General features: G+C 51.4%; 29 protein-coding genes, 1 tRNA gene and 1 pseudogene. 27 read left to right on the forward strand and 4 right to left on the reverse strand.

The window, feature by feature from the left end:
• Position 1 precedes the first annotated feature (1 nt).
• Positions 2–814 carry a polysaccharide deacetylase family protein gene (locus ACE99V_RS02615; RefSeq protein ID WP_420998066.1) on the reverse strand — a complete coding sequence of 271 codons (813 nt, stop codon included), beginning with the start codon at positions 812–814 and terminating at the stop codon, positions 2–4.
• A gap of 366 nt (positions 815–1180) precedes the next feature.
• Here ACE99V_RS02615 and ACE99V_RS02620 point away from each other — a divergent pair, with 366 nt between their 5' ends.
• Complete coding sequence (locus ACE99V_RS02620) at positions 1181–1777, forward strand: genetic competence negative regulator (RefSeq protein WP_400489591.1); 597 nt, start codon at positions 1181–1183, stop codon at positions 1775–1777.
• A 23-nt stretch (positions 1778–1800) separates the two neighbouring features.
• Here ACE99V_RS02620 and ACE99V_RS02625 read toward each other — a convergent pair whose 3' ends face one another.
• On the reverse strand, positions 1801–2559 hold the full coding sequence (locus tag ACE99V_RS02625; protein ID WP_400489592.1) for a PIG-L deacetylase family protein: 759 nt from the start codon (positions 2557–2559) through the stop codon (positions 1801–1803).
• A gap of 363 nt (positions 2560–2922) precedes the next feature.
• Between ACE99V_RS02625 and ACE99V_RS02630 the strand changes: the two genes are divergently transcribed.
• On the forward strand, positions 2923–4155 hold the full coding sequence (locus ACE99V_RS02630; RefSeq protein WP_400489674.1) for a Glu/Leu/Phe/Val family dehydrogenase: 1233 nt from the start codon (positions 2923–2925) through the stop codon (positions 4153–4155).
• Positions 4156–4246: 91 nt separating this feature from the next.
• Here ACE99V_RS02630 and ACE99V_RS02635 read toward each other — a convergent pair whose 3' ends face one another.
• Positions 4247–5215, reverse strand: a complete 969-nt coding sequence (locus tag ACE99V_RS02635; RefSeq protein ID WP_400489593.1) for an asparaginase — start codon at positions 5213–5215, stop codon at positions 4247–4249.
• 87 nt (positions 5216–5302) lie between these two features.
• Here ACE99V_RS02635 and prsW point away from each other — a divergent pair, with 87 nt between their 5' ends.
• From prsW to ACE99V_RS02715, 16 genes and pseudogenes are all read left to right on the forward strand, one after another.
• Positions 5303–5977, forward strand: a complete 675-nt coding sequence (prsW, locus tag ACE99V_RS02640; RefSeq protein ID WP_400489594.1) for a glutamic-type intramembrane protease PrsW — start codon at positions 5303–5305, stop codon at positions 5975–5977.
• A 351-nt stretch (positions 5978–6328) separates the two neighbouring features.
• Positions 6329–6397 (forward strand): annotated as a pseudogene (locus ACE99V_RS02645) (cell wall hydrolase); the annotation flags it as partial.
• Between the two features lie 42 nt (positions 6398–6439).
• A complete protein-coding gene (ypeB, locus tag ACE99V_RS02650; protein ID WP_400489595.1) occupies positions 6440–7792 on the forward strand; it encodes a germination protein YpeB in 1353 nt (450 codons plus the stop codon).
• A 123-nt stretch (positions 7793–7915) separates the two neighbouring features.
• On the forward strand, positions 7916–8599 hold the full coding sequence (locus ACE99V_RS02655) for a flagellar brake protein (RefSeq protein WP_400489596.1): 684 nt from the start codon (positions 7916–7918) through the stop codon (positions 8597–8599).
• 22 nt (positions 8600–8621) lie between these two features.
• Positions 8622–8810 (forward strand): hypothetical protein, encoded by a 189-nt coding sequence (locus ACE99V_RS02660; protein WP_400489597.1) that lies wholly within the window; start codon positions 8622–8624, stop codon positions 8808–8810.
• Positions 8811–8945: 135 nt separating this feature from the next.
• Complete coding sequence (cmk, locus tag ACE99V_RS02665) at positions 8946–9605, forward strand: (d)CMP kinase (protein ID WP_400489598.1); 660 nt, start codon at positions 8946–8948, stop codon at positions 9603–9605.
• 9 nt (positions 9606–9614) lie between these two features.
• A complete protein-coding gene (locus ACE99V_RS02670) occupies positions 9615–10208 on the forward strand; it encodes a lysophospholipid acyltransferase family protein (RefSeq protein ID WP_400489599.1) in 594 nt (197 codons plus the stop codon).
• 153 nt (positions 10209–10361) lie between these two features.
• Complete coding sequence (gene rpsA, locus ACE99V_RS02675; protein ID WP_400489600.1) at positions 10362–11537, forward strand: 30S ribosomal protein S1; 1176 nt, start codon at positions 10362–10364, stop codon at positions 11535–11537.
• Positions 11538–11710: 173 nt separating this feature from the next.
• On the forward strand, positions 11711–12766 hold the full coding sequence (gene fni / locus ACE99V_RS02680) for a type 2 isopentenyl-diphosphate Delta-isomerase (protein ID WP_400489601.1): 1056 nt from the start codon (positions 11711–11713) through the stop codon (positions 12764–12766).
• A 74-nt stretch (positions 12767–12840) separates the two neighbouring features.
• Positions 12841–13476: a YphA family membrane protein gene (locus tag ACE99V_RS02685; RefSeq protein WP_400489602.1), complete on the forward strand. Its 636-nt coding sequence runs from the start codon at positions 12841–12843 to the stop codon at positions 13474–13476.
• Between the two features lie 7 nt (positions 13477–13483).
• Positions 13484–14389: a YIEGIA family protein gene (locus ACE99V_RS02690; RefSeq protein WP_400489603.1), complete on the forward strand. Its 906-nt coding sequence runs from the start codon at positions 13484–13486 to the stop codon at positions 14387–14389.
• 3 nt (positions 14390–14392) lie between these two features.
• On the forward strand, positions 14393–14572 hold the full coding sequence (locus ACE99V_RS02695) for a capping complex subunit for YIEGIA (protein WP_400489604.1): 180 nt from the start codon (positions 14393–14395) through the stop codon (positions 14570–14572).
• Between the two features lie 55 nt (positions 14573–14627).
• Complete coding sequence (gene der / locus ACE99V_RS02700) at positions 14628–15941, forward strand: ribosome biogenesis GTPase Der (RefSeq protein WP_400489675.1); 1314 nt, start codon at positions 14628–14630, stop codon at positions 15939–15941.
• A gap of 14 nt (positions 15942–15955) precedes the next feature.
• Entirely contained in the window at positions 15956–16561 is a 606-nt protein-coding gene (gene plsY / locus ACE99V_RS02705; protein ID WP_400489605.1) for a glycerol-3-phosphate 1-O-acyltransferase PlsY, read from the forward strand.
• A gap of 10 nt (positions 16562–16571) precedes the next feature.
• Positions 16572–17642 (forward strand): NAD(P)H-dependent glycerol-3-phosphate dehydrogenase, encoded by a 1071-nt coding sequence (locus tag ACE99V_RS02710; protein ID WP_400489606.1) that lies wholly within the window; start codon positions 16572–16574, stop codon positions 17640–17642.
• A 75-nt stretch (positions 17643–17717) separates the two neighbouring features.
• Entirely contained in the window at positions 17718–17987 is a 270-nt protein-coding gene (locus tag ACE99V_RS02715) for a stage VI sporulation protein F (protein WP_400489607.1), read from the forward strand.
• 120 nt (positions 17988–18107) lie between these two features.
• Here the strand turns inward: ACE99V_RS02715 and ACE99V_RS02720 are convergent, their stop codons facing one another.
• Positions 18108–18554 carry a hypothetical protein gene (locus ACE99V_RS02720; RefSeq protein WP_400489608.1) on the reverse strand — a complete coding sequence of 149 codons (447 nt, stop codon included), beginning with the start codon at positions 18552–18554 and terminating at the stop codon, positions 18108–18110.
• Between the two features lie 133 nt (positions 18555–18687).
• On the opposite strand from ACE99V_RS02720, the gene ACE99V_RS02725 reads away from it, so the two are divergent.
• The 9 genes from ACE99V_RS02725 to ACE99V_RS02765 all read left to right on the forward strand — a co-directional run bounded on the left by ACE99V_RS02725 (position 18688) and on the right by ACE99V_RS02765 (position 24154).
• Positions 18688–18876 carry a DUF2768 family protein gene (locus ACE99V_RS02725; protein WP_400489609.1) on the forward strand — a complete coding sequence of 63 codons (189 nt, stop codon included), beginning with the start codon at positions 18688–18690 and terminating at the stop codon, positions 18874–18876.
• A gap of 16 nt (positions 18877–18892) precedes the next feature.
• Positions 18893–19189, forward strand: a complete 297-nt coding sequence (locus ACE99V_RS02730; RefSeq protein WP_400489610.1) for a 2Fe-2S iron-sulfur cluster-binding protein — start codon at positions 18893–18895, stop codon at positions 19187–19189.
• An 18-nt stretch (positions 19190–19207) separates the two neighbouring features.
• Positions 19208–19549, forward strand: coding sequence for a 2Fe-2S iron-sulfur cluster-binding protein (locus tag ACE99V_RS02735; protein ID WP_400489611.1), 342 nt, complete (start codon positions 19208–19210; stop codon positions 19547–19549).
• 22 nt (positions 19550–19571) lie between these two features.
• Positions 19572–20300 carry a YphF family lipoprotein gene (locus ACE99V_RS02740; protein ID WP_400489612.1) on the forward strand — a complete coding sequence of 243 codons (729 nt, stop codon included), beginning with the start codon at positions 19572–19574 and terminating at the stop codon, positions 20298–20300.
• Between the two features lie 187 nt (positions 20301–20487).
• A complete protein-coding gene (gene spoIVA, locus ACE99V_RS02745) occupies positions 20488–21966 on the forward strand; it encodes a stage IV sporulation protein A (protein ID WP_400489613.1) in 1479 nt (492 codons plus the stop codon).
• Between the two features lie 243 nt (positions 21967–22209).
• Positions 22210–22482 carry an HU family DNA-binding protein gene (locus ACE99V_RS02750; protein ID WP_400489614.1) on the forward strand — a complete coding sequence of 91 codons (273 nt, stop codon included), beginning with the start codon at positions 22210–22212 and terminating at the stop codon, positions 22480–22482.
• Between the two features lie 195 nt (positions 22483–22677).
• A complete protein-coding gene (gene folE, locus ACE99V_RS02755) occupies positions 22678–23241 on the forward strand; it encodes a GTP cyclohydrolase I FolE (protein WP_400489615.1) in 564 nt (187 codons plus the stop codon).
• 67 nt (positions 23242–23308) lie between these two features.
• Positions 23309–23385, forward strand: a tRNA-Pro gene (locus ACE99V_RS02760).
• 121 nt (positions 23386–23506) lie between these two features.
• A complete protein-coding gene (locus ACE99V_RS02765) occupies positions 23507–24154 on the forward strand; it encodes a lytic transglycosylase domain-containing protein (protein ID WP_400489616.1) in 648 nt (215 codons plus the stop codon).
• Position 24155: the final 1 nt, after the last annotated feature.

Genomic DNA, 24155 nt, shown 5'->3' on the forward strand with positions numbered 1-24155 from the left:
CTTACTTCGCCTCGGTTGGAAGGACAAACTGATAGCCGTCTTTCTCCAGTTGGGTCAAAATGGCATCCAGTTCGGTTGCGGTCCAGACGCGGTCGTGAAAGAGGATGTTGCCGCCGCTGTGAACGGTGCTGATCACTTGGCGAGTAATTCCGTTTGGTTTTTTGTACACGGCCGGCTCCCAGTCGAGCGATCCGACAGACCAGTTCATGGACACCATTCCCTGTTCCCGGCAAATGGTTTCCGACACTGGTGTGCCGGCACCAAAAGGAGGGCGAAAATACTTCGGTTTTTCTCCCAGCACATCGGCGATGAGCTGACTGGTACTGACGATTTCCTCACGCTGTTTCTCGGCAGGAAGCTTTCGCAGGTTTTCGTGCCACCACGTATGATTCCCGACAAGATGTCCGCGTTTGTGTATTTCCCGCAGAAGGGCGGCTTTTTCCGGAATGACTGCATACGTTCCATCCTGCTTTTTTTTCGCGACCTGATGACCGTTAATAAACCAAATCGATTTGACCTTATGCCGATCCAGAATGTCCAGCAGCTCCATCGTCGCTTCTCCCGCGGGACCATCGTCAAACGTCAGCAGCAACACTTTTTCATTTGGTTCGTCCGGGTTCTGAATGCGAAAGGTTTTCGGGTTCAATTCATAACGCAAAGGCTTTTCGGTCGTTGTACGCGGAGACGGCGCCTGTACGTCAGGAGGATCCGGCAGCGGCAAACCGGCAGGTGCAACGGGGTCAGGCTGTTGAATCACGGGTTTTGCATCAGGCTTATCATCAGGGACAGCGGCACTCGAGCATGACGTCAACAAAAGACAAAGCCACAAAGTCAAGCGTTTTACGTCAAACACCTCCAATCCTGTAGTACAATATATCACGCCTGTGTCTCATTTCATGCTGCCTGGATGTTTCCTGGGAAAGCGCAGAATGTGACACGCTCCAACAAGACGCGCCTGTCAGGGCAGTTTATCGACAGCGTTCGAGATGGCGCGCGGATCCGGAAGTGTCATCCCGCTATGTTCTTGTCCACAAATATGGTATGATAAAGCTAACTCCGGTATTTCCCTATCGTATAAAAATAGATGAATGTCGCATGTGTTTCCTCGGAAAATGCGGAGAACTCTTACAGGCTGTGATTCATAATTTGTAGTACGACTGGATGGCGAGGAGGGACAGTCATGCGTGTTGAACGCCTTGGTCAAGACAAGATACGAATCTTTTTAACGTTTGACGATCTTTCGGAGCGAGGTATTGAAAAAGAAGACATGTGGCGTGACATTCCAAAAGTACATGAACTGTTCAACGACATGATGGAACAGGCCTATCAAGAACTGGGTTTCGAAGTGTCAGGTCCTGTTGCCGTTGAAGTTTTCGCCTTGCCAGCACAGGGAATGGTCGTGATCGTAACTCGTGGCAAAACCGGCTCAAAGGTGGAAAAGGAAGAGGAGTACGACGAGGAAGTATACGAGTTGGAAGTGACTTTGGAAGAAAGCGACCTCATCCTCTATTCCTTCCGGGACTTTGAACATATGGTTGAAGCAGCGCATCGTATAAATGCATTTTTAACAAACGGAGGAGCTGCCTACTTCTACCAGGGAAAATACTACCTCGTCCTCGAGGAAGTGGACCTGGATCAGGAACGATACCAAAAGTTGATTGCGATCCTCTCTGAATATGGTGAAGCGACACCAACTACAGTCTACGTACTGGAGGAATACGGTAAAGTAATCATTGCTGACGATGCCGTAAAAGAGATCTGCAAACGATTCTCGTAAAACACAGCACCTAGTTGAAGTAACTAGGTGCTTTTACTGTCAATCCCGGCAAACAGGTCGCTTTCCTTCCCTTTCACCTCGTAACCGGGCAGTTTGTGCCAGGCTAGAATAAAGTGATTGACGGCTCTGACATGACGGTAGTCTCCTCCAATCACACCGGGGAAGACGCGGTTGATGGAAAGGTGCTGCGTTTTGTGAGCAAGCAGAGCTTGCGCAACCTGAGGGACGTATTGGGGAGCGGAAATTTCTGTCGTGACCGCTTCGTACGGATCGGTATACGGTGGGGAAATGACCCCGAAAGATTCAGCCGACGAATGCGTTACATAATACATTTTCTTTACCGGGCTTCCTGCAAGCGGCAGCTTCTCCATCGCGAGTCGGGTCGCTTTCGAGATGACAATATGATCCGGATGACCGGAAATTCCGTGCGGAGCAAAGGTAATGACGATTTGCGGCTGATGACGCTGAATGGCTGCATGAATCTGGGCGATTAGTTCGTCCATCGGCACTTCATTCAGGTGCTTGTCTTCGTAATCCAGAATGTCGACGTGGGCGATCCCCAGAATGCTGGCTGCTTCTCGCAGTTCGCGCTCACGGTAGACAGGCAATTCTCCAGGAAGACAAACCGGCGGATCTCCCGCTTTGCCTGCTTGCCCTCGTGTCGCGCAAAGCAAGGAGACGACGGCTCGCTCCTCATTGACATACTTGGCGATCGTCACTCCGGAGGTGAAGGTCTCATCGTCCGGATGGGCAAAGACGAACAATATGCGTTTCTCGTTCATGATTACCTCCTGTGTAAGGGAAACATTCCTCTCCTATTATGGCACATTACTGGCAAAAAGGCAGGGTAAGCAGTGTCACGAATGTACTTCGAGCGAGCCCAAGTTTCCTCAGAGGCTCATGAAACGTTGTCTATCTGGAAACCATAACAATATTGTTTCAGCATTTTTATTCACGAATCTGGAAATATAAAACGGGAAGCGTGCTTTCTCTTTAAAAATGGGAATTTTCTTCTTCTCATCCCTGATACAAGCGTGTATACTTAACGATGGATTTACCGACATACTATTCTGAGGTGGTAAGTAATGGGTAATCACGAAGTGGTAACCGGAAGTACCCAAGGGAATGAACCGAAGCAAGAAAGCATGAACTTGCTGACGTCTACCCAAACGGTCATCAGAGAAGCACTCGAGAAATTAGGTTACCAGGAGTCGATGTATGAACTGTTGAAGGAGCCGCTTCGCGTTCTCACAGTTCGCATCCCAGTTCGCATGGACAACGGGGAAGTAAAAGTATTTACCGGCTATCGCGCACAGCATAACGACGCGGTCGGACCGACCAAAGGAGGCATCCGCTTCCACCCCGAAGTTACAGAAGATGAAGTTAAAGCGCTTTCGATTTGGATGAGTTTGAAAGCAGGTATCGTCGATCTGCCGTACGGCGGCGGAAAAGGCGGAATTATTTGCGACCCGCGTGAGATGTCTTTCCGTGAATTGGAGCGTCTGAGCCGCGGTTATGTTCGCGCTGTCAGCCAAATCGTCGGCCCGACAAAAGATATTCCAGCTCCGGATGTCTTTACCAACTCGCAAATTATGGCGTGGATGATGGATGAGTACAGCCGCATTCGCGAGTTTGACTCCCCGGGCTTTATTACTGGTAAACCAATCGCACTCGGCGGTTCGCACGGGCGTGAAACCGCAACAGCAAAAGGAGTAACGATTTGCATACGGGAAGCGCTCAAGCGCCGCGGCATCCAATTGGAAGGCGCTCGCGTGGTCGTGCAAGGCTTTGGCAACGCGGGAAGCTACCTGTCCAAGTTCATGCATGACGCTGGGGCAAAAGTAGTAGGAATTTCTGACGCGTACGGTGCCCTTTACGATCCAAACGGATTGGACATCGATTACCTCTTGGATCGTCGCGATTCATTTGGTACAGTGACCAAACTGTTTACCAACACCATTTCCAACAAGGAATTGCTTGAACTGGATTGCGACATTCTCGTACCGGCAGCAATTGAAAACCAAATTACCGCAGCAAACGCGCATAACATTAAAGCGCAGATCGTCGTTGAGGCAGCGAACGGTCCGACGACACTGGAAGCGACCAAAATTCTCACCGAGCGCGGCATCCTGCTGGTTCCGGACGTTCTCGCAAGCGCGGGTGGCGTAACCGTTTCCTACTTCGAATGGGTGCAAAACAACCAGGGTTATTACTGGACTGAAGAAGAAGTGGAAGAAAAGCTGGAAAAAGTGATGGTAAAAGCGTTCGAAAACGTATATACCCTCTCCCAAACCCGACGTGTTGACATGCGTCTGGCTGCCTACATGGTGGGTGCGCGCAAGATGGCAGAAGCGTCCCGCTTCCGCGGTTGGGTGTAAGCGAAAACACATCGTTGGCCATAAGAAAAACCTCCTTTGAGAATTTACTCTCGAAGGAGGTTTTTCATTGTTGTCAACTGCATCGTCTGATTTACACGGCGAAAATGCCTTGCAGTTCATGGAAATCGCGAGTCTGCTGCAGAGCAACCATTAATTTCAGTCGAGCTTTTTGTCCGTTCAACCCATTGGAAAAGATCATGCCCATGTTCTTCAGCTGCTTGCCGCCGCCTTCATAATCGTAGACGTCTTGCACCTGTCCGTTGTAACAACGGGAGACAATGACAATGGGAGTGCCTTTGTCCAGCAGCTGCCGAAGGATAGGGAGCACCGCGGGTGGCAGGTTGCCAAGTCCGAACGCTTCCACCACCAGTCCGTCAATCGACTGTTCCAGCAAAAAGCGCAGCCAGTTCGGATCCATTCCCGCCACCGCCTTGATCAAAGGCACGTTGGCATTGGCATGCTGAATGGGATAGTACTCGCGATCCAGAGGGGCATGGTGGTAGTTCACGCTTTTTTTTGAGATCGTGCCAATCGGTCCGTACTGGGGTGACTGGAATGTTGCCACGTTACTCGTATGCGTTTTGGTTACGTGGCGGGCAGCGTGAATTTCGTCGTTGAAGACGACCAGTACCCCTTTGTTGCGGCTTTGTGGATCAATGGCCGTGCGAACGGAAGAGATCAGATTAACGGGACCGTCTGCTCCCAGCTCGTTGCTGCTCCGCATCGCTCCTGTCACAACAACCGGGACATGGAGCGGAAGGGTGAGATCGAGAAAGTAAGCCGTCTCCTCCAGGGTATCCGTCCCGTGTGTGATGACTACACCGTCATAATGGTTTTTCTCCAGTTCCTGTTGGATGGCAAGGCGAATCTGGTTCATCGTATGAGGCGTGACATGGGGACTGGGCAAATTCAAGTAGTTGACCATGGTTATATTTGCATAGCGTTCAAGAAACGGGGTAATTTTGCTAACGGCTTGATCGTCCAGCGGCTTGACTCCTTCGGAAGCGTCTACCGACATGGCAATGGTGCCGCCTGTGTTGAGGACAAGTACGTTTTTCATTTCACAGCCCTCTCTTGTTGCAGGTTTTCAAGGTCCAGTAATCATGGTACGATGAAACGTAGACTTGTGTAAAGGAGCAAACGTTCCATGATTGCTGTCATTGGTGCGGCGATCGCACCGGGGATCGCGATTCTCAGTTATTTTTACCTGCGTGACAATCTTCAGCCGGAGCCCATCTCCATGGTGATCCGTTCCTTTATATTCGGGGTGCTGCTCGTCGTTCCGGTCATGGTCCTGCAGTACATCATACAGACGGAGTGGGAGTGGAAGGACGGAATCGCCGCCGCCGTATTTGTGTCAGCTGTGGTCGAGGAGTTTTTCAAATGGATGGTAGTGTACTTCACAGCCTACAAGCATGTGGAGTTTGACGAACCGTACGACGGCATCGTCTACGCGGTTGCAGTTTCGCTGGGGTTCGCCACCTTGGAAAACCTCTTTTATCTGATCATCAATGGGGTAAACGTAGCGTTCTGGCGGGCGTTTCTTCCCGTCTCCAGCCATGCCCTGTTCGGGGTCTGGCTGGGGTACTATTTGGGGAAGGCGAAGTTTTCCGATCGCTCTCAAGATGAGTATCGCAGGTTGTGGGTCTCCGTGGGTCTGCCCATCGGCTTGCACGCCCTCTACAATGCGATTTTTCTTGCCACTCAACACTGGATCTGGGTAATTGTTCCATACATGCTTGCCCTGTGGTGGCAGGCCCTAAAAAAAGTACAGAGAGCCCACGACTTCGGTTCTAAAACTTTTCGATCTCGTCCACACTAAACGTGAGGAGGAGAATGATTTGTGCCAAAAAAACCACGAACAAAAGTGACCATTCGATGCAATGTTTGCGGTGAAAAGTTTACGCTCAGAGGACGTCGCGATCCCGAAGGCGGGGTTGATACCGGCTTTAAACAGTGCCTGTGCGACAATGATCGTTATTTCAGTATTACAGAGGAGACTTAAATGGATGAACCGGCTGCGGCCGGTTCTTTTTTTGGCTGGAAAAGGCCTCCTTGGTGGGAAAATGCATAATCACCCATTTCTCCACTAACACTATGCAAAGATTTCATTTCGTTCCAAGGAGGACTTACGATGTGCGAAAGATTCGTCTGTTCATGCTGGGAATCCTGCTATTTCAACCCGGCTACCGCTACTTCGAATTGGATTTGGAGCCGACCTCAGGTGAAAAGAATCGGATAGCACATCATTTGCCGGTAACGGAAGAAGGGAGGACAATCATTTATGGTGTATGGTGCAACAGCACGAATTCTGTTTCCTGTCGCGGTGATAGCGTTAATCGGAGCGGGTATGTGGGGGTACCAGGAACACAATGAGAAAAACTCCGTGCTGATCAAGGCGGAAAACCAGTATCAACGGGCTTTTCACGATTTGAACTACAGCGTTGAGAAACTCCACGATGAATTGGGAAAATCGCTGGTCGTCAACTCGCGCAAACAAATGACCCCATGTCTGACCAATGTCTGGCGTCTGGCGTACGCGGCACAGTCTGACGTGGGGCAGCTTCCACTGACGCTCATGCCGTTTAACAACACCGAGGAGTTCCTGGCAAAAGTGGCGGACTTCTCTTATGGTGTGGCGGTTCGCGATCTAAACAAGCAGCCCTTGAGCGAGCAAGAGTACAAGACGTTAAAAAGCTTGTACGACCGCTCCAAAGACATTCAAAAACAGCTCCGGCATGTGCAGACCAAAGTCATTGACAAGCGTTTGCGATGGATGGATGTGGAAACGGCACTTGCCTCTGATGACAAAAAGACGGACAACACCATTATTGACGGGTTTCGTACCATAGATAAACAGGTACAGGAATTCCCTGAAATTGACTGGGGTACAAACATCCAAAGTCTGGACAAGAAAAAGCAGCAGCGAATCAAGGGGATAGACGGTAACCGCATTTCCAAAGAGGAAGCGAAACGGATCGCTCTTCAATTTGTGGGCATAAACGAAGCCGACAGCGAGGTGAACGTCGACGAAAATGGCAAGGCAGAAGAATACTCCGCATACAGCGTGGAAATCTCCAGCAAAGAATTGAAGACGCCCATCAACCTTGACGTGACGAAACGAGGCGGAAAAGTCGTGTGGCTCCTCAATGAACGAGATATCGGAGAAGAGCGTCTGACGATGGAGCAGGCGAAACGAAGCGCTGATAGGTTCCTGCGTGCCCATGGCTACCAAAACATGGTGGCAGCGGAAAGCGACAGTTACGAAGGTCTGGCGGTATTCACGTTTGTCCCAGAACAAAATGGAGTACGCATTTATCCGGATGCCGTTACGGTTGAAGTGGCATTGGACAACGGCTCCGTCAACGGTTTTAACTCCACCGAATACCAGTTTAATCACAAGCAGCGGAAGATCCCCAACCCGCGAATCACCAAGGAGCAGGCGCGGCAAAATGTGAATCCGAGCGTGAAGGTGACAAAACAGCGCTTGGCGATCATCGAGGGGAAAGCGGACGGCAAAGAGGTGCTGTGCTACGAGATGACCGGAAATTTTGAAGGAAAAGCGTACCTGATCTATATCAACGCGCTGAATGGCGAGGAAGAAGAAATCGTCAAAATGGATGGCGAGAGTGGATGAAGGCTAGGAAGTTTCCAAGTGAAAAAGGGAAAGTCCTGTGGAAGGGACTTTCCCCATTTGCCGTTTGAAAAAGAAACAGTATATAATGGAAACGTGTCAGATACAAAGGGGGAACGTTCGTATATGATGCTTCCGCGAATCGGTCAAACACTTCGCATGAGCCCTGTCAGTTTGTCGGGCGAGATCAGCTCGCACTCGTACAAATCGAGAATTGCCGATCTTCAGGGAGAGGTAGCGGCAATTGAGCTGCCCATCAGTGAAAAAACGGGCAGAACCGACCGATTTGAACAGGGGACGGAATGCGATGTGTGGTACATAGGCGACGACGGTTCCCGATACGACTTTCGAACAGAGGTCGTCGGCAGGCGTAACGACAACATTCCCATGCTGTTGATCAAACTGCCGAAAAAGGAAAATGTTTCACGCTCCCAGCGGCGTAACTACCTGCGGATCGACACCAGTGTGGAAATCGCCGTAAAGACGGAGGATCATGTTCGGAACTACCATTTTCTCGCCCGAACAGTCGACCTCAGCGGTGGCGGCCTCTCGTTTACCTGTTCAGACTCCTACCGATTGAAAGCAAAGGACAGGCTGCGGGTGTGGATTTCTTTACCCAGCAGATCGGGCAGTGTAGCCCACGCCAATGCCGTTCTGGAAATCATTCGCTGCAAACTTCCCCAGGAGAAGGGACAGCACCAGTTGGTTTCCGGCAAATTTGTTCAGATCAACGAGGGGGACCAGGCCAAGATCGTTCGGGCATGTTACGAGCGTCAGCTGGAACTCCGAAAGAAAGGTATCGCAGAATAGGATAGAAGGAGAGAGCCTTCCGATGGCACGATCAGGCGATTACAACGAACGCTATGCCCGCTTTTCCAAACGCATAGAAAAGGGCTTGATCGTACTTGTCATGGGATTGATTTTGGTCATGCTTACTGGCGAATTGATCTATCAGTTCGAGCCTGTTCGAAAGTTTTTGATCGAAACGGAACGGCTGGAAGGCGTTTCGGCCATGCCATAAGGGTTTGCGCAGCCTTCCAATGTATGGTACTATTAAGGATAACGAGGGTTTGAACCGATTTTTGAGAGGGCTTCGGACAGAAGCTTTCTTTATTTGATGCTTCTTGGACTTTCATACATAGCAGGTGAGGACAGAATGAACATTGCAATTGATGGACCAGCGGGAGCCGGCAAAAGCACCGTGGCGCAAAAGGTCGCAGGTAGACTCGAGTTTGTTTATATTGATACGGGCTCGATGTACCGCGCGCTTGCCTGGGCCGTACTCCACAACGGCGTACCAGTCGATGATGAACAAGCTGTCTCTGACCTGTTGCAGAACAATACCATTGAACTGCAGCGCGTGAACAGTGTTCAACGGGTCTTGTGGAACGGCCGTGATATTACAGAGGAAATCCGCACGCCGGAAGTGAGCCAGTACGCCTCGATCGTAGCCAGCTACGGATCCGTTCGTCGGCAGATGCTGGTGCTTCAACGAAAGATGGCCGAGCAGGGCAACGTCGTCATGGACGGCAGAGACATTGGCACCCACGTTCTCCCAGATGCGGAAGTAAAAATCTTCCTGACAGCATCCATTCGGGAGCGTGCGGAACGCCGATTAAAGGAACTGCTTGCCAAAGGGCATGTAACAGATTTGGAAACGCTGGAAGCAGAGATCGCAGAACGTGACAAGCGGGACATGGAACGGGATGTAGCTCCTCTGCGGCAGGCGGAAGACGCCGTGCTGGTGGATACGACAGGTCTTTCCATTGACCAGGTTGTTGACCGAATCTTACAAATCTGCGAATTGAATGGGTGAAGAAGTACCGTGAGTTATTATCGCGTCTTTCGAGGCATCTTTCGAATGTTTTTTTCTGCGCTTTATCGATGGCAAGTGATCGGTGCCGAACATATACCTAAGGAAGGTCCAGTCATTCTCTGCGCGAACCATATCTCTCTCTTAGACCCTCCCTTGCTCGGTTCGGGGATTGAGCGGCAAGTGCACTTTATGGCCAAGGAAGAGCTGTTCCGCATACCGGTAATTTCGTTTCTGATCAAAAAGTTTGGCGCTTTTCCTGTGAAGCGGGGGGCAAGTGACCGGACGGCCATACGAACGGCGTTGAAGATCCTGGAAGAGGGGAAAATTTTCGGAATCTTCCCTGAGGGAACGCGCAGCAAGACAGGTGAGTTGGGACCCGGATTGCCGGGTGTGGGGATGTTCGCATTGAAGTCGGAAGCCGTCGTGATTCCCGTCGCGATCATAGGACCGTACAAATTGTTTCGACCCGTGAAAATCGTGTACGGCGAACCCATTGACCTGTCCACGCAGCGCTTTGGCAAAGCAGGTTCGGACGCATTGAAAGAGACGACCGATCTGATCATGCTGCACATCAAGAAATTGCTTGATCAACATCGCTCGTGAACAGACGGTATAGAAACCGCGAATAGAAGAATACTATTTCTGCGAAATCATGGATTCATCATCTAACTGCCTGCCAACAGGCGGTGGTTAAAAATATACTTGCTCCCGCTTCTTACTGGTTGGGACTGGATGGTATTGAAGGAGGTTTTGTTCATGATGGAAGAAACGAGCAACATTAGCTTGTCCGATGCAACAACCATTTCGGTAGGAGATGTAGTGAAAGCTACCGTTACCAAAGTGGAAGAAAAGCAGGCGTTGGTAGACGTAGGCTACAAATACGACGGGTTAATTCCGATCAGCGAGCTTTCTCCTCTCCATGTAGAGAAGGTCTCCGATGTTGTCTCCGTCGGCGATACATTTGATGTAAAGGTAATCAAGCTCAATGACGAAAAAGAAGAGCTGGTTGTATCCAAAAAGGCAGTGGCCATGGAGTCCGCCTGGTCTGAACTGGAACAAAAAATGCAGTCGGGCGAAATCATCGAGGCAACCGTGAAGGAAGTCGTCAAAGGCGGTCTCGTGGTAGATGTAGGTCTGCGCGGCTTCATCCCCGCTTCCATGGTAGAGCGTCACTTCGTAGAAGACTTCTCCGATTACAAAGGGAAAACGCTGCGCCTGAAAGTAATAGAGATGGACAAAGAGAAAAACAAAGTAATCCTCTCCCACAAAGCAGTGCTGGAAGAGGAAGCCAAACAGCAGAAAAAATCGGTGCTGGATAAGCTGCAACCGGGTCAGGTGCTGGAAGGTACCGTACAGCGTATGACTGACTTCGGCGTATTCGTCGACATTGGCGGCGTTGACGGTCTGGTTCATGTGTCCGAATTGGCCTGGAACCGCGTTGAAAAACCGTCCGACGTAGTGAAAGAGGGCGACAAGGTTCAAGTAAAAGTACTGAAGGTAGACAAGGAAAACGAGCGCATCAGCCTGAGCATGAAGGAAGCACAGCCGGGTCCGTGGCAAAAAGTGTCGGAACAATTCAAGGCGGGCGACGTTGTTTCCGGTACAGTGAAGCGTCTGGTCTCCTTCGGTGCCTTCGTGGAAATTGCACCCGGGATCGAAGGTCTTGTGCACATCTCGCAAATCGCCAACCGTCGAGTGGCTACACCGGGAGAAGTGCTGAAGGAAGGTCAAGAGGTGCAGGTGAAGGTGCTGGATGTTGTGCCCGAGGAGCAGCGCGTAAGCCTGAGCATCCGCGCCATTGAAGAAGAACGTGCGGAGCAGGTGGAACGTGCAAGCAAACGCGAGCACCAGCAGTATACGCAGGAGAACAACCAGTCACTGGGCGTGACTCTGGGGGATCTGTTCGGCGATCTGAAAGACAAATTGAAGTAGAGATTCGAGGGGATACGCATCGGGCGTATCCCTTTTTTAGAGAGAAATGATCAGATTAAACATCCTAAACCGTTACTTGGAAAGGGTTCGGGGCCCCGCCCGGCGCAGCGAATGCAATTGTCGGGTGGGTGGAGCCTTGCTATAGCCGGGTGGGTTATTTTGAGTAGGTGATGATGATGAGCCGTTCACAGCGAAAAGTGGAACATATCCGGCATGCGTTGCAAGCAGGACAGTCGGGACGGAACGGACTGGATGATGTATCGTTTATCCCAAATAGTTTACCTAATATATCTTATGGTAACACAAGGATTGAAACGGAACTGCTGCACTTCCGCCTTCATTCTCCCATCGTGATCAATGCGATGACGGGAGGGGCGGCAGCCACCAAGGAAATCAATCAGCGTCTGGCCATTGTGGCACGGGAGAAGCGGCTTGTGATGGCAGTCGGTTCGCAGATGGCAGCGCTGCGTGATCCCTCTGTCAGAGACAGCTACAGCATCGTCAGACGGGAAAATCCAGACGGGATCATCTTCGCCAATCTCGGCGCGGAAGCTACGACAGAGCAAGCGCGGGAAGCGGTGGAGATGATTGAGGCAGATGCCTTGCAAATCCATGTAAATGTGATGCAGGAGTTGATGATGCCGGAGGGAGATCGCGACTTTACCGGGTATTTGGAGCGAATTGGGGAAATCGTAGAAAAGATCGATGTACCCGTCATTGTAAAGGAAGTAGGGTTTGGCATGTCTCGTGAAAGCATCCGCCGACTGATAGATGCCGGCGTAAAGGCGATTGATTTGGGGGGATCGGGAGGAACCAACTTTGCCCGAGTGGAGAACCTTCGCAGCAGTGAGCCGCTCTCCATGTTTGAAGACTGGGGATTGACAACGGCTCAAAGCCTTTTGGAAGCAGGCGAATATCAGATGAAGGGAGTATCGATGATCGCCACCGGCGGAATCCGGCACGGACTGGACGTATGCAAAGCGCTGGCGATGGGAGCGGCTGCGGTCGGAATGGCGGGAAGCTTTTTGCGATTGGTAACGGACTCTGTAGACTCGTGTCTGACTGCAGTGGACGCCTGGCATCATCAACTGCGTGTAGCGATGACGGCGTTGGGGGTATCGACGGTAGACGAGCTTCGTCAGGTTCCTGTTACTGTAGGCGGAGAAACAGCGCAGTGGGCAATGCAGCGCGGGATCGACTTAAAACGGTATGCGATGAGGGGATTGTAGAGAAGGCATCGTTATGAAAGCTCTTGGTTTGAGGCATACTTTGGGAAGACCATGACAACTTGAGGAGATAGGAAATGAACGAGGGAACGTTATCCCTGATCATTCAGTGGTGCTTGTTGTGCCTCATCTGGATGGGTAGCCTCGACCGGCCGCTGACCAAAGTGGGTCTGACCAGAGCTTCCCTGCTTGCCGCACTAACGCTTTCTCTTGTTTCTTCCTTCGTCAGCTGGAAGCTTTATTTTCTCCCCGTGCAGGTAAGCATGAGCGGCGCCATTTTGCCAATCCTGTCGGCCGGTTGGCTGTACGTCCGATTTCCCCGCGAACGACGAAGGCTATTGCTGCTGGCAGCTCTGTTGACCGCCGTACTGCTGACGCTTTTCCGTATGGTGCTCTTTAAAGATCCGGTACTGCTCGTGCTGGACGAAACCACTTTGATTGCCATTGTCACACTTGTCGCCTTGTTTGCGTTGACTCGCGACATGAGGCAGCAGCTCTTTTTGCTGTTTCTCGTACTCCCGCTGACTGATGGACTGTATATGCTTCAATTCCTTCCTCAGATGGAAAGAAGCGAGATAGGCAGTGAGTACGCTCAAGACATGCTATGGAGCACGTTTTTTCTCTGGGGTTTGGCCCTGGTGGCATGGAGTGTGGTCAAAAAAGGATGGGGAGTTTATCGGGCGGTTCGATCAAAATCAGATTCTCACAGGTGATGCTCCTTTGTGGAAAGAACTGCTAGCGAACGAGTTTGTCATTCCATTGTTTCTTGGGATTAGCTTCGGCGTTGCATGCAGGCTGTACCTCCTTCAGACCGATTACCGGCAGTACCCGACGTATCCTCACGGGAAAATCATTCACATTTCGCTGGGTGTGATCGCGGCAGCATTGGGATCGGTAGCCGTTCCCGCCATGATCAAGGAAAACTACACGGCAATCACCTTTCTGGCGCTCGCTGCCCAGCAGTTTCGTGACGTGCGCAACATGGAACGGACCACGCTAACTGAGATAGACAAGCGGGAGCTGGTCCCCCGCGGGGGGCCTTATATCGAGGGAATCGCCATGGTGTTTGAAGGCAGGAACTATCTGGTGATCTTCACTGCACTGCTCACTACGTTCGCTACCGTTTTGTTTAACGGGTGGGGCGGGTGCATTGCTGGGGTACTATGTCTCGTCGTATCCCGTATCCTGAAGTCCGGTAAAACGCTCTCCCATATTGTCGACATACACATGGCCGAAGTGCGCGTGGACGGAAAAGACTTGTACGTGGACGACATCTACATCATGAACGTCGGCTTGGAAGAAGCCCAGCAGCAGATTCGCGAGCGTGGACTGGGATTTGTGCTTGTCCCGCACAACGAAAACGTCGTCGTCTCCATTGCACATCCGGGTCAGCGTCAGGCTATCCTGCACGATGTTGCGACACAGCTTGGCGTCTATACCGATGAGGGAGAGCCATCGCTGACGCCTCTGATCAAGCGGGATTTGAAAACGGGGAAGCTTGGTGTCTTTTTGCTCCCACAGCTGAAAAGTCCGGAGAAAGCGCGGGCGGTGATCGGCAATGTGCCGATACTGGAGAACGTGCTGCGGATGCCCAAAGAATCTTCTGCACACCAACGAGGAGGGTAACCAGTGGAGAGTAAAATTCTTGCCGTCATAACTACCCAAAAGGATCGTATAGCCGGAGGGGCCCCTATTTTTGTCGTCGAAAACCAGGAACAATTGCAGCAAACCGCCTTCACTTTGGAAAAGGTGTTGGACGCCATGGTTCATGAAGTGAATGAACAAACCCTCGTCGTTGTTCGGCATTAGGTAGTATGGTATGATTAGCTAGTCAAAACGTAAATGAGAGAGAGTGTTGTTGAACATGGGATTGCCTGTCGTTGCAATCGTGGGTAGGCCGAATGTGGGCAAATCCACCATCTTTAACCGACTTGTCGGGGAACGGATCGCCATCGTGGAGGATAAGCCGGGCGTAACACGGGATCGCCTGTACGGCAAGGGTGAATGGCTGAACCGTTACTTTCACGTGATCGATACAGGCGGTATTGAATTCGGCGAGACGGACCAAATCCTGACGCAAATGCGCTATCAAGCAGAGCTGGCCATAGACGAAGCCGACGTCATCATCATGGTGACGGATCTGCGCTCCGGCGTGACCGATGCCGATTTGGAATTGGCACGCATGTTGAATCGTACGAAAAAGCCTATTGTGCTGGCTGTCAATAAAGTGGACAACCCTGAAATGCGGAACGAGATTTACGACTTTTATGCGCTCGGCGTGGGAGAGCCGTTTCCCGTTTCAGGCAGTCATGGATTGGGTTTGGGTGACATGCTGGAAGAAGTGGTGAAACATTTTCCGCCAGAGAGTGAAGAAGACCGTCCCGAAGACGTCATTCGTGTCTCGATTATTGGCCGTCCCAATGTGGGCAAATCTTCGCTCACCAATGCGATCCTCGGCGAGGAGCGAGTCATTGTAAGCGAAGTCGCGGGAACTACCCGGGATGCGATAGATACCCCGTTTGAGCGCGACGGTCAGCAGTATGTTCTTGTCGATACCGCGGGTATGCGCAAGAAGGGGAAAGTGTACGAGTCCACGGAAAAATACAGTGTCATGCGTGCCCTGAAAGCAATTGAAGACTCCGACGTGGTCCTGGTTGTCCTCAATGGGGAGGAGGGCATCATCGAGCAGGACAAAAAAATTGCCGGATATGCGCATGAAGCAGGACGCGCCATCATTATCATAGTAAATAAGTGGGATGCGGTGGAGAAGGACGACAAGACGATGCAACGCTTCACCGAGTTGATACGCGAGGAGTTCAAATACCTCGACTACGCTCCGATCCTGTACGTTTCGGCCAAGACGAAACAGCGGATCCAGACGATTCTGCCGAAGGTAAACGAAGTGGCCGAAGCTCATGCGATGCGCGTACCGACCGCGACGCTGAACGATCTGGTCACAGATGCCACGATTATGGCACCGCCGCCGACCGACAAAGGAAAGCGCTTGAAAATCAACTATGCGACGCAAGCGGCTGTCAAACCGCCGACCTTTATCCTGTTCGTGAACGATCCTGAATTAATGCATTTCTCCTATGAACGCTACATCGAGAACAAAATACGGGAAGCTTTTGTCTTTGAAGGTACGCCGATTCGGATCCTGACGCGTAAAAAAACATAGGGAGAGGAAATGAAATGGCGTTTATATCCTTGGTAATCAGTTATTTAATAGGATCCATCAGCTTCAGTTATCTTATTGCCAAGAAAATCGCCGGAATTGACATCCGTTTACACGGCAGCGGGAACGCCGGGGCTACCAATACCCTGCGCGTCCTCGGCAAAGGGCCGGCTATCCTCGTTTTGCTTTTGGACGCTTCCAAGGGCCTGGTCGCCATGGGGATTGGCTACCTGATTACGGGGGGAAATTTGACGGTATACGCTCTTGCAGGCGCTTGTGCCATCATCGGGCACAACTGGCCCGCCTTCTTCGGTTTTCGCGGGGGAAAAGGCATTGCTACCACCGTTGGTGTCGCAATCGGTTTCTCTCCCGTCTCCTTTCTCGTCGCGGGTGTCATCACCTTAGTCGTCATTGCCGTCACACGGTACGTTTCCTTGGGATCGCTCGTATTTGTGACCCTGTTGCCGATTTGTTTGTTTCTTTTTGAAGATGCGATTATTTTTGCAGAGGTAAGCTTGCTTCTGGCCGTGTTTGCCTATGCGCGCCATTATACCAATATCCTAAATCTTTTATCAGGCAAGGAGCGAAAGCTGGGAGAGCCTGTTCATCGCAATTTGCGATAGATCCGTTGTGATGGCAGGCTTCCATTATTTTGCACAAGTGGAGGGAGAGCTTTTGAGTACAGATGTTGCCATCATAGGCGCAGGAAGCTGGGGAACGGCCCTCGCTTCAGTATGCGCCGACAATCAACATCGCGTCAGCGTGTGGGTGCGGGATCCATTGCTCGCTGAAGAGATAAACACGCATCATACAAACGAAAAGTACCTTCCTTCAGTCCGGCTCTCTGAGTCCATCGTCGCCCATACCGATGTGAGGGAGGCAATTGCCGGCAAGAAAGTGATCGTGCTGGCCGTTCCGTCACATGCCATGCGTGAAGTTGTCCGAAGCATGTCGCCGTTTCTGGAGCCGGATGTGCTGCTGATCCACGCCACGAAAGGTTTTGAACTGGAAAGCCTCAAAAGGATGTCGGAAGTGATCGCCGAAGAAGTTCCGTCAGCCATTGGAAGCCGGCTTGCTGTCTTGACTGGCCCAAGCCATGCGGAGGAAGTAATCCGCCGCTCTCCCACCACCGTCGTCGTGTCGTCCGCAGAGGAAGAGAGCATGATACGTGCCCAGGATTTGCTGATGAATACCTATTTCCGCGTCTACACGAATCCCGATATGATCGGAGCGGAGATTGCAGGCGCCCTGAAGAACATCATCGCGTTGGGCGCCGGGATGTCGGATGGTCTCGGCTTCGGTGACAACGCAAAAGCTGCGCTGCTGACTCGCGGATTGGCGGAAATTACTCGATTTGGCGTAAAGCAGGGTGCCAATCCACTTACATTTGCCGGCCTGGCGGGCGTGGGAGATATGATCGTTACTTGCACCAGCCAGCACAGCCGTAACTGGCGGGCAGGGTATTTGCTCGGTCAGGGAAAAGGGCTGGAAGAAGTGCTGAAGCAGATGGGCATGGTCGTGGAAGGCGTTCGCACCACGAATGCAGCTTACTCCCTGTCTCAAAGGGAAGAAGTGGACATGCCGATCACGCGTGTCTTGTACGGCATTCTGTTCGAAGGCAAATCACCGCGGCAGGGCGTGGAAGATCTCATGGGCAGGGGTCGTACATATGAAATGGAATACCTCGGGGAATACCGCGCCTGAAACCTTCTGCTCACCAATTTAGGCTCCTCTTCATACGATAGGGTGTAACCTATTGGGCTAGAGGAGGGGCATTGAATGAACAACAATGTATCGCGCCGTTTTTTGGAGAGTCTGCAGAACAAGGTTGGAAAATCAGTCGATGAAAACCAGCTGCGGTCGCTGGCCGATCAGGTGAAGCGATCAGATTTTGAAGACGAAACGAAACTGAGGCAAATTATCCGCTCTCTTTCTGCGCTGAGCGGCAAGTCGCTGACGACGGAGCGGGAGGATCAAATCATCCAAATGTTTCGCAACAAGGAAATCAGCCTCAACGACCTGCAGTCGCTGACAAAGCTCTTGAAATAACGTAGAAATGGGCGGTTATGCCCGTTCCCTGCCAACGAAAAATTCATACAGTAAGACTAGGAACAATCATGGCTCTACAGGGACATGGCTGACCTACAGAAACAAGAAAAAAGAGGGAGATCATCCCTCTTTTTTTCGTTTTGTGCCACCGTTGCTGCCAGTTTGATTCAGCAGGTTTTGCACCAGGGGGGATTGCAGCAGATTCAAGATCTGACCGATGTCAAGATTGCCAAGAGGATTATTCGATGCATCTGCTGATTCATCCACTGCCTCTCGTGTTTCAGCCGCACCCCGCTTTGGTGTGGGATTGCCGGCCGTAGAGGTTTTCTTTCCCAGCGTATCGATCATCTCCATGGCGCCATACAGCGTATCCATCGTCTGTTCCACCTGACGGATCGTGCTGCTGATCCCTTTGATATTGGTGCGCATCCGAGATACGGAGGTGCGCAGGTCTGTTGCTGGAACGATATTGCGTGGTGTCACGGCAAGAGTGACATCGGCAGGCTTTTCACTCAGCTTCTTGCTGGGTATCGGTGCATACGGATTTCTCCATTTCCGACTGTTCATCTTCCTTCCCTCCATAAGGTGAATCGTCATGATAGTCTATGCGAACGTTCGGTTCCTGGTTCGTAGCCTATAAAGCGAAGCAGCGAGTGTGGTATAATGGTACAAAAATAGAGAAAAGGATGCTGTCGTTGAAATGCCTATGGATCCCATGACCAAAATGAATATATCGCTGTTGGCGATCTTTTTGATGTTTGTTTGTAATTTTATGATGATTTTCGCGCGCAAGACGCAAAACGGATTGCTGCGCTTTTTGTTGAAGTCCGTTGCGTTTTTCATGTTGCTGGCGATCTTTGTGATGATCGTGATCGTCGTGTTTGGATAATAAAGGAGGATCTGGGATGGAACAACTAACACTCATCTCCCGCTTCGGAACCCATCACCTTCCCCTTGAGACGGATACGACCATCGTCAACCTGGCGAAAAAACACCAGGTGCGGTGGGGTTATGCCTGCGAACGGGGAAACTGCGCCCAATGCCGGACGAAGGTATTGGAAGGAGCGGAATGCTTGAACGAAACAACCGAAGCAGAAAAACGGCGTCTTCGGAAAACGGAGCGCGCGGAAGGTTACCGGTTGGGCTGCCAAATCAAAATCGTGAAGCAGGGTCGCGTTGAGCTCGCTCACCGCCCGTATTGACGGGAGGTCGTGCATACGATGGGGAAACTGACGTTTTTGCCAAGCGGAAAAGCCATAAAGGTACGGCCCGGGCAGTCCGTCGTAGGTGCGGCACGTTCTGCCAGGGTGGTCATTCCACAGCGCTGCGGCGGGCATGCTTCTTGCCTCATGTGCCGTGTCGTGGTAGAAGCAGGGGAGCTCACCCCGCCTACTGCGCTGGAACGGCGCAAAATGCCGGAAAAAGACTTGAACATCGGCATTCGCTTGGCCTGTCAGGCAAAAACGACGAATCGTGACTGCATCGTCCGCCTGCCTGAAAACAAGTTGAAAAACGTAGTGCAGGCCGCGTTGGAGCGGCAGCGCATGGAAGAAGAAGACTGATCGCAAGAGGTGCTTGATTCACATGTGGGTTTGGAATGGAAAAACAATGCGGTTTGCGCTGATGCTGACGGGATTGGCTGTTATGCTCGGCGGTTGTCTTTATCCCGACGAGCGAAGAATGGAAAATCAAGTCCCCAGCTCGTTTTACCTGGAGGCAACGCAAAAGGCGGTGGAACAGTACCAGAAAGACACCGGGGTACTGCCGATTGTGACCAAGGAACTGGATACGCCCATCTTTGAAAAATACGAAATCGATTTTCGCCTGATGATGCCGAAATACCTGCCGGACGCTCCCGGAAACTCATTTGAAAAAGGCGGGCTGTACAAGTACGTTCTCATTGACGTGGAAACCAAGCCAACGGTGAAACTGATTCACCTGGGGGTGGTCAGCAAGGTGGCGGATGTACAGCAGGCCGTTGACCGCTATCGGCAATACCGCGGAAAGCTGCCGGTCGAAAAGGAATTGGGCAACGGGTATTACTCCATCGCATTCGGCAAAATCGGCTTGAAGGAGACGCAGGTTCCCAGCATGATCAGCAATCAACTCCTTCCGCTGGTCATGAATGAAAAGGGGGAAGTAGCCGTCGACTATGCGGCCGACATCGCAACGGTCTTGCGCAACAGCAAGGTAAAGGTACCAAACGATACGGATCCCCGCTATGTAATGGCGCGGGAATCGATGTTTGTGCCCGCCAAGTCCTTTCCCTACGAAATGGTAAACGGCGAACCCAAATTGTTAAAACTGCAGTAAAGCGGCTCTCTCATGAGCCGCTTTTTTGTTTTTGTCCTCTTTTTTGTTCTAGTTAATCGGAAAACACATATATTGATACTGTCCAAGATACTAGTACGAGGTTCTCTCCGCAAATACTGACGGTGAGGGATAATTCGGAAAAAAAGTCATAGTGTAACAATAGACAAATAGGAGGAGGTCATCGAAGGTGGAACGAGTCGACATCTTTAAAGACATTGCAGAGCGGACGGGCGGGGACATCTACTTGGGAGTGGTAGGACCTGTCCGTACGGGAAAATCAACCTTTATTAAACGGTTTATGGAACAGGTCGTGATTCCCAACATTCATTCCGAGGCGGAGCGCATCCGTGCCACAGATGAACTGCCGCAAAGCGCATCCGGCCGGACGATCATGACGACGGAACCGAAATTTGTTCCCAACCAGGCCGTGCAACTTCACGTAACAGAGGGACTCAGCATCAACGTCCGCCTCGTTGACTGCGTCGGCTACACGGTTCAGGGTGCAAAAGGCTTCGAGGACGATAACGGACCGCGGATGGTGAACACCCCTTGGTACGAAGAACCGGTTCCGTTCGAGGAAGCGGCGGAAGTAGGAACGCGTAAGGTCATTCAAGAGCACTCCACCATCGGGATCGTCGTGACCACCGACGGAAGCATCGCGGAAATTCCGCGTCAAGGCTACATTGAAGCGGAAGAACGCGTTGTGGCTGAGCTGAAGGAAGTGGGCAAACCATTCATCATGGTGGTCAACTCTACTCGTCCGCGCTCCGAAGAGGTGCAGCATCTGCGCACGGAACTGCAGGAAAAGTATGACGTGCCCGTTGTGGCTCTCTCCGTTGATCATATGTCGGAGCAGGAAATCCTGCTTCTGATGCGGGAAGTGCTGTTCGAATTCCCTGTACACGAAGTAAATGTGAATCTCCCCAGCTGGGTAATGGTACTGGAAAATGGACACTGGCTTCGCCAAAACTACGAAGAAGCTGTGCGGGACACAGTGAAGGATATTCGTCGCCTGCGAGATGTGGACCGCGTCGTCGGCTTTTTTAACGAATATGATTTTATCGAGCGGGCAGCTTTGGCCGGTATGCATATGGGTCAAGGGGTGGCGGAAATCGACCTGTACGCGCCGGATGAGCTCTACGATCAGATTCTGATGGAGATCGTCGGCGTGGAGATTCAGGGCAAGGATCACCTGCTGAAAATCATGCAGGAATTTGCCCATGCCAAGCGGGAGTTTGATCAAGTGGCGGAAGCGCTCCATATGGTTCGCTCTACCGGTTACGGGATTGCTGCACCGTCGCTGCACGAGATGACGCTGGACGAACCGGAACTGATTCGCCAAGGTCCTCGCTTCGGTGTACGGTTGAAAGCGTCGGCACCCTCTATCCACATGATCCGCGTAGACGTAGAATCGGAGTTTGCCCCGATCATCGGCACGGAAAAGCAGAGCGAAGAGCTGGTGCGCTATCTGATGCAGGATTTCGACAAAGATCCGCTCTCCATATGGAATTCCGACATTTTTGGACGATCTCTCCATTCCATTGTACGAGAAGGCATTCAGGCAAAAATCACGATGATGCCGGACAATGCAAGATACAAACTGCAGGAGACACTGGGCCGAATTATCAATGAAGGTTCGGGCGGACTGATTGCGATCATACTGTAATCTAGGCGAAAAGTCCTGGTTGGACCATGGCGAAAAAGGGCTTCCATAGTGACAGGAAGCCTTTTTTCGTGTTTTTCGTTCCATTTCGACAGGAGGGGGCTTGAATTTACAGGGACGGTGTATTACTATAAGCTTGTCAGAGCGGTAAAAACAACCAAAAAAGTGTATAAAACTGCTTCTTTCCGTTAAGAAAAGTAATACCATTAACCTTATCCGAACTCTTTGAGGGGAGGTGAAGAACAAATGAATAAAACAGAACTCGTTGCGAAAGTGGCTGAAACCACCGAACTCACCAAGAAGGACGCGACAAAAGCAGTTGATGCAGTTCTCGATGCAATTGCGGAAGCGCTGAAAAACGGCGAAAAGGTTCAACTGATCGGTTTCGGTAACTTCGAAGTTCGTGAGCGTGCGGCTCGTAAAGGTCGTAACCCGCAAACAGGCGAAGAAATCGAAATCGCTTCCAGCAAAATTCCAGCTTTCAAACCTGGAAAGCAGCTCAAGGACTCCATCAAGTAATAGCTACTCCGTTTACGGAACACTTACATAAAAATCCACATTCATGCAATGTGGATTTTTTTCGTCATGATTTTGCTTTTTTTCGGGACATTATGGTAAGATGGGCTTGTCTTGCCAAAGGAAACGAGTACCTGAATGGGTTAGGCATGCAGTTTAGTCGTGGCAGATTCCTTGGTACAAAAAGGAGGTACGAAAATGGAGATCGATTACAAAAAAATTGAACAAGCCGTCCGTATGATTTTGGAAGCGGTTGGTGAAAATCCGGATCGCGAAGGACTCCTGGATACGCCAAAGCGCGTTGCGAAGATGTACGCGGAAGCCTTTGAGGGACTGTTCGTAAACGAAGAAAAATACTTTGAAACGGTATTCAGTGAAGACCACGAAGAAATGGTGCTGGTCAAGGACATTCCGTTTTACTCCATGTGCGAACACCACCTGGTGCCGTTTTTCGGCAAAGCCCATGTCGCATACATCCCACGCGGCGGACGTGTGGTGGGCCTGAGTAAATTGGCGCGCGCCGTGGAGACGGTTGCCCGACGCCCGCAGCTGCAGGAAAGAATCACGGCGACGGTTGCCGATGCCATCGTGCGCAAGCTTGATCCACACGGGGTCGTCGTAGTGGTGGAAGCGGAGCACATGTGCATGACCATGCGCGGAGTGAAAAAGCCTGGCAGCAAAACGGTTACCTCTGCCGTGCGGGGAATTTTTGCCAATGATGCCGCCGCTCGTGCGGAAGTATTCAGCTTGATTCGCTCGTAATAACGATTCAAAATCAAGTAAACTCTTGACACGATATGAAATGTATAGTATATTACAAACGTACAGTCGGGATGTGGCGCAGCCCGGTAGCGCGCACCCTTGGGGTGGGTGAGGTCCAGGGTTCGAATCCCTGCATTCCGACCATCTCCATACATATGGAAGGGGAGTCTCCAGCGAGGCTCTCTTTTTGCTTTTTCTATGTATTGGCTTGTCCACATTTTTCCACTATAATGAAAAAGAGAACCCAACGGAGAGGTTGAAAGACATGAGAGTCTCCCCTCAGTTTCAGCAGCGTATCCATACCTATCATTCCCCGGAATCTGCCGCGTTGGACCAACTTCCGATGAACGGACTGTTTCAGGAACTGCTGGAAGCGGAAGCGGCGGAATGGCAGCGGGTAATCAGCGCGGAAGAGGTGCTGGCTGATCTGGATGGCACGCCATCCTCACAGTCCCATGAAAACACCACTTCGTCCAGACTGGTGCCGTTCCAAAGACACGCCATTTTGGAGAAAATTGACCGCATCGCCAAAGCTTACAACGTCGACAGCGAACTGGTGCGCGAAGTGGTGCGAGCCGAATCAAACTTTAACCCGAATGCCGTATCCCGTGCCGGTGCCAAAGGCTTGATGCAATTGATGGACGGAACAGCCCGTATGCTGCGTGTGCGTGACGCCTACGATCCGGACGAAAACCTGGCGGGCGGAACCAAATACCTCCGCGACCTGCTCAGTCGCTATGACGGCCATGTAAAGGTGGCGCTTGCTGCGTACAACGCAGGGCCTGGACGCCTGCAGCGCCTGGGAATCAGCACGGATGAAGAGCTGGAAGCAAAGTATGAGCAGCTTCCGCTGGAGACCCAGCGGTATGTGGCGAAAATCTCCCAGAGGCTCGGACAATCGCAAGGGATTTGAC

This window comes from Brevibacillus soli (assembly GCF_044759095.2).
Lineage (GTDB): Bacteria > Bacillota > Bacilli > Brevibacillales > Brevibacillaceae > JBIYSM02.

Coding starts and splice junctions, on each gene's coding strand:
- fni (WP_400489601.1), top strand. CDS start 11,711: ATGATGAGCCGTTCACAGCGAAAAGTGGAACATATCCGGCATGCGTTG.
- ACE99V_RS02625 (WP_400489592.1), bottom strand. CDS start 2,559: ATGAACGAGAAACGCATATTGTTCGTCTTTGCCCATCCGGACGATGAG.
- ypeB (WP_400489595.1), top strand. CDS start 6,440: ATGGTGTATGGTGCAACAGCACGAATTCTGTTTCCTGTCGCGGTGATA.
- ACE99V_RS02620 (WP_400489591.1), top strand. CDS start 1,181: ATGCGTGTTGAACGCCTTGGTCAAGACAAGATACGAATCTTTTTAACG.
- ACE99V_RS02725 (WP_400489609.1), top strand. CDS start 18,688: ATGCCTATGGATCCCATGACCAAAATGAATATATCGCTGTTGGCGATC.
- ACE99V_RS02765 (WP_400489616.1), top strand. CDS start 23,507: ATGAGAGTCTCCCCTCAGTTTCAGCAGCGTATCCATACCTATCATTCC.
- ACE99V_RS02740 (WP_400489612.1), top strand. CDS start 19,572: ATGTGGGTTTGGAATGGAAAAACAATGCGGTTTGCGCTGATGCTGACG.
- ACE99V_RS02635 (WP_400489593.1), bottom strand. CDS start 5,215: ATGAAAAACGTACTTGTCCTCAACACAGGCGGCACCATTGCCATGTCG.
- cmk (WP_400489598.1), top strand. CDS start 8,946: ATGAACATTGCAATTGATGGACCAGCGGGAGCCGGCAAAAGCACCGTG.
- ACE99V_RS02660 (WP_400489597.1), top strand. CDS start 8,622: ATGGCACGATCAGGCGATTACAACGAACGCTATGCCCGCTTTTCCAAA.
- plsY (WP_400489605.1), top strand. CDS start 15,956: ATGGCGTTTATATCCTTGGTAATCAGTTATTTAATAGGATCCATCAGC.
- folE (WP_400489615.1), top strand. CDS start 22,678: ATGGAGATCGATTACAAAAAAATTGAACAAGCCGTCCGTATGATTTTG.
- ACE99V_RS02685 (WP_400489602.1), top strand. CDS start 12,841: ATGAACGAGGGAACGTTATCCCTGATCATTCAGTGGTGCTTGTTGTGC.
- ACE99V_RS02750 (WP_400489614.1), top strand. CDS start 22,210: ATGAATAAAACAGAACTCGTTGCGAAAGTGGCTGAAACCACCGAACTC.
- der (WP_400489675.1), top strand. CDS start 14,628: ATGGGATTGCCTGTCGTTGCAATCGTGGGTAGGCCGAATGTGGGCAAA.
- rpsA (WP_400489600.1), top strand. CDS start 10,362: ATGATGGAAGAAACGAGCAACATTAGCTTGTCCGATGCAACAACCATT.
- ACE99V_RS02710 (WP_400489606.1), top strand. CDS start 16,572: ATGGCAGGCTTCCATTATTTTGCACAAGTGGAGGGAGAGCTTTTGAGT.
- ACE99V_RS02715 (WP_400489607.1), top strand. CDS start 17,718: ATGAACAACAATGTATCGCGCCGTTTTTTGGAGAGTCTGCAGAACAAG.
- ACE99V_RS02630 (WP_400489674.1), top strand. CDS start 2,923: ATGAACTTGCTGACGTCTACCCAAACGGTCATCAGAGAAGCACTCGAG.
- ACE99V_RS02720 (WP_400489608.1), bottom strand. CDS start 18,554: ATGAACAGTCGGAAATGGAGAAATCCGTATGCACCGATACCCAGCAAG.
- prsW (WP_400489594.1), top strand. CDS start 5,303: ATGATTGCTGTCATTGGTGCGGCGATCGCACCGGGGATCGCGATTCTC.
- ACE99V_RS02735 (WP_400489611.1), top strand. CDS start 19,208: ATGGGGAAACTGACGTTTTTGCCAAGCGGAAAAGCCATAAAGGTACGG.
- ACE99V_RS02730 (WP_400489610.1), top strand. CDS start 18,893: ATGGAACAACTAACACTCATCTCCCGCTTCGGAACCCATCACCTTCCC.
- ACE99V_RS02655 (WP_400489596.1), top strand. CDS start 7,916: ATGATGCTTCCGCGAATCGGTCAAACACTTCGCATGAGCCCTGTCAGT.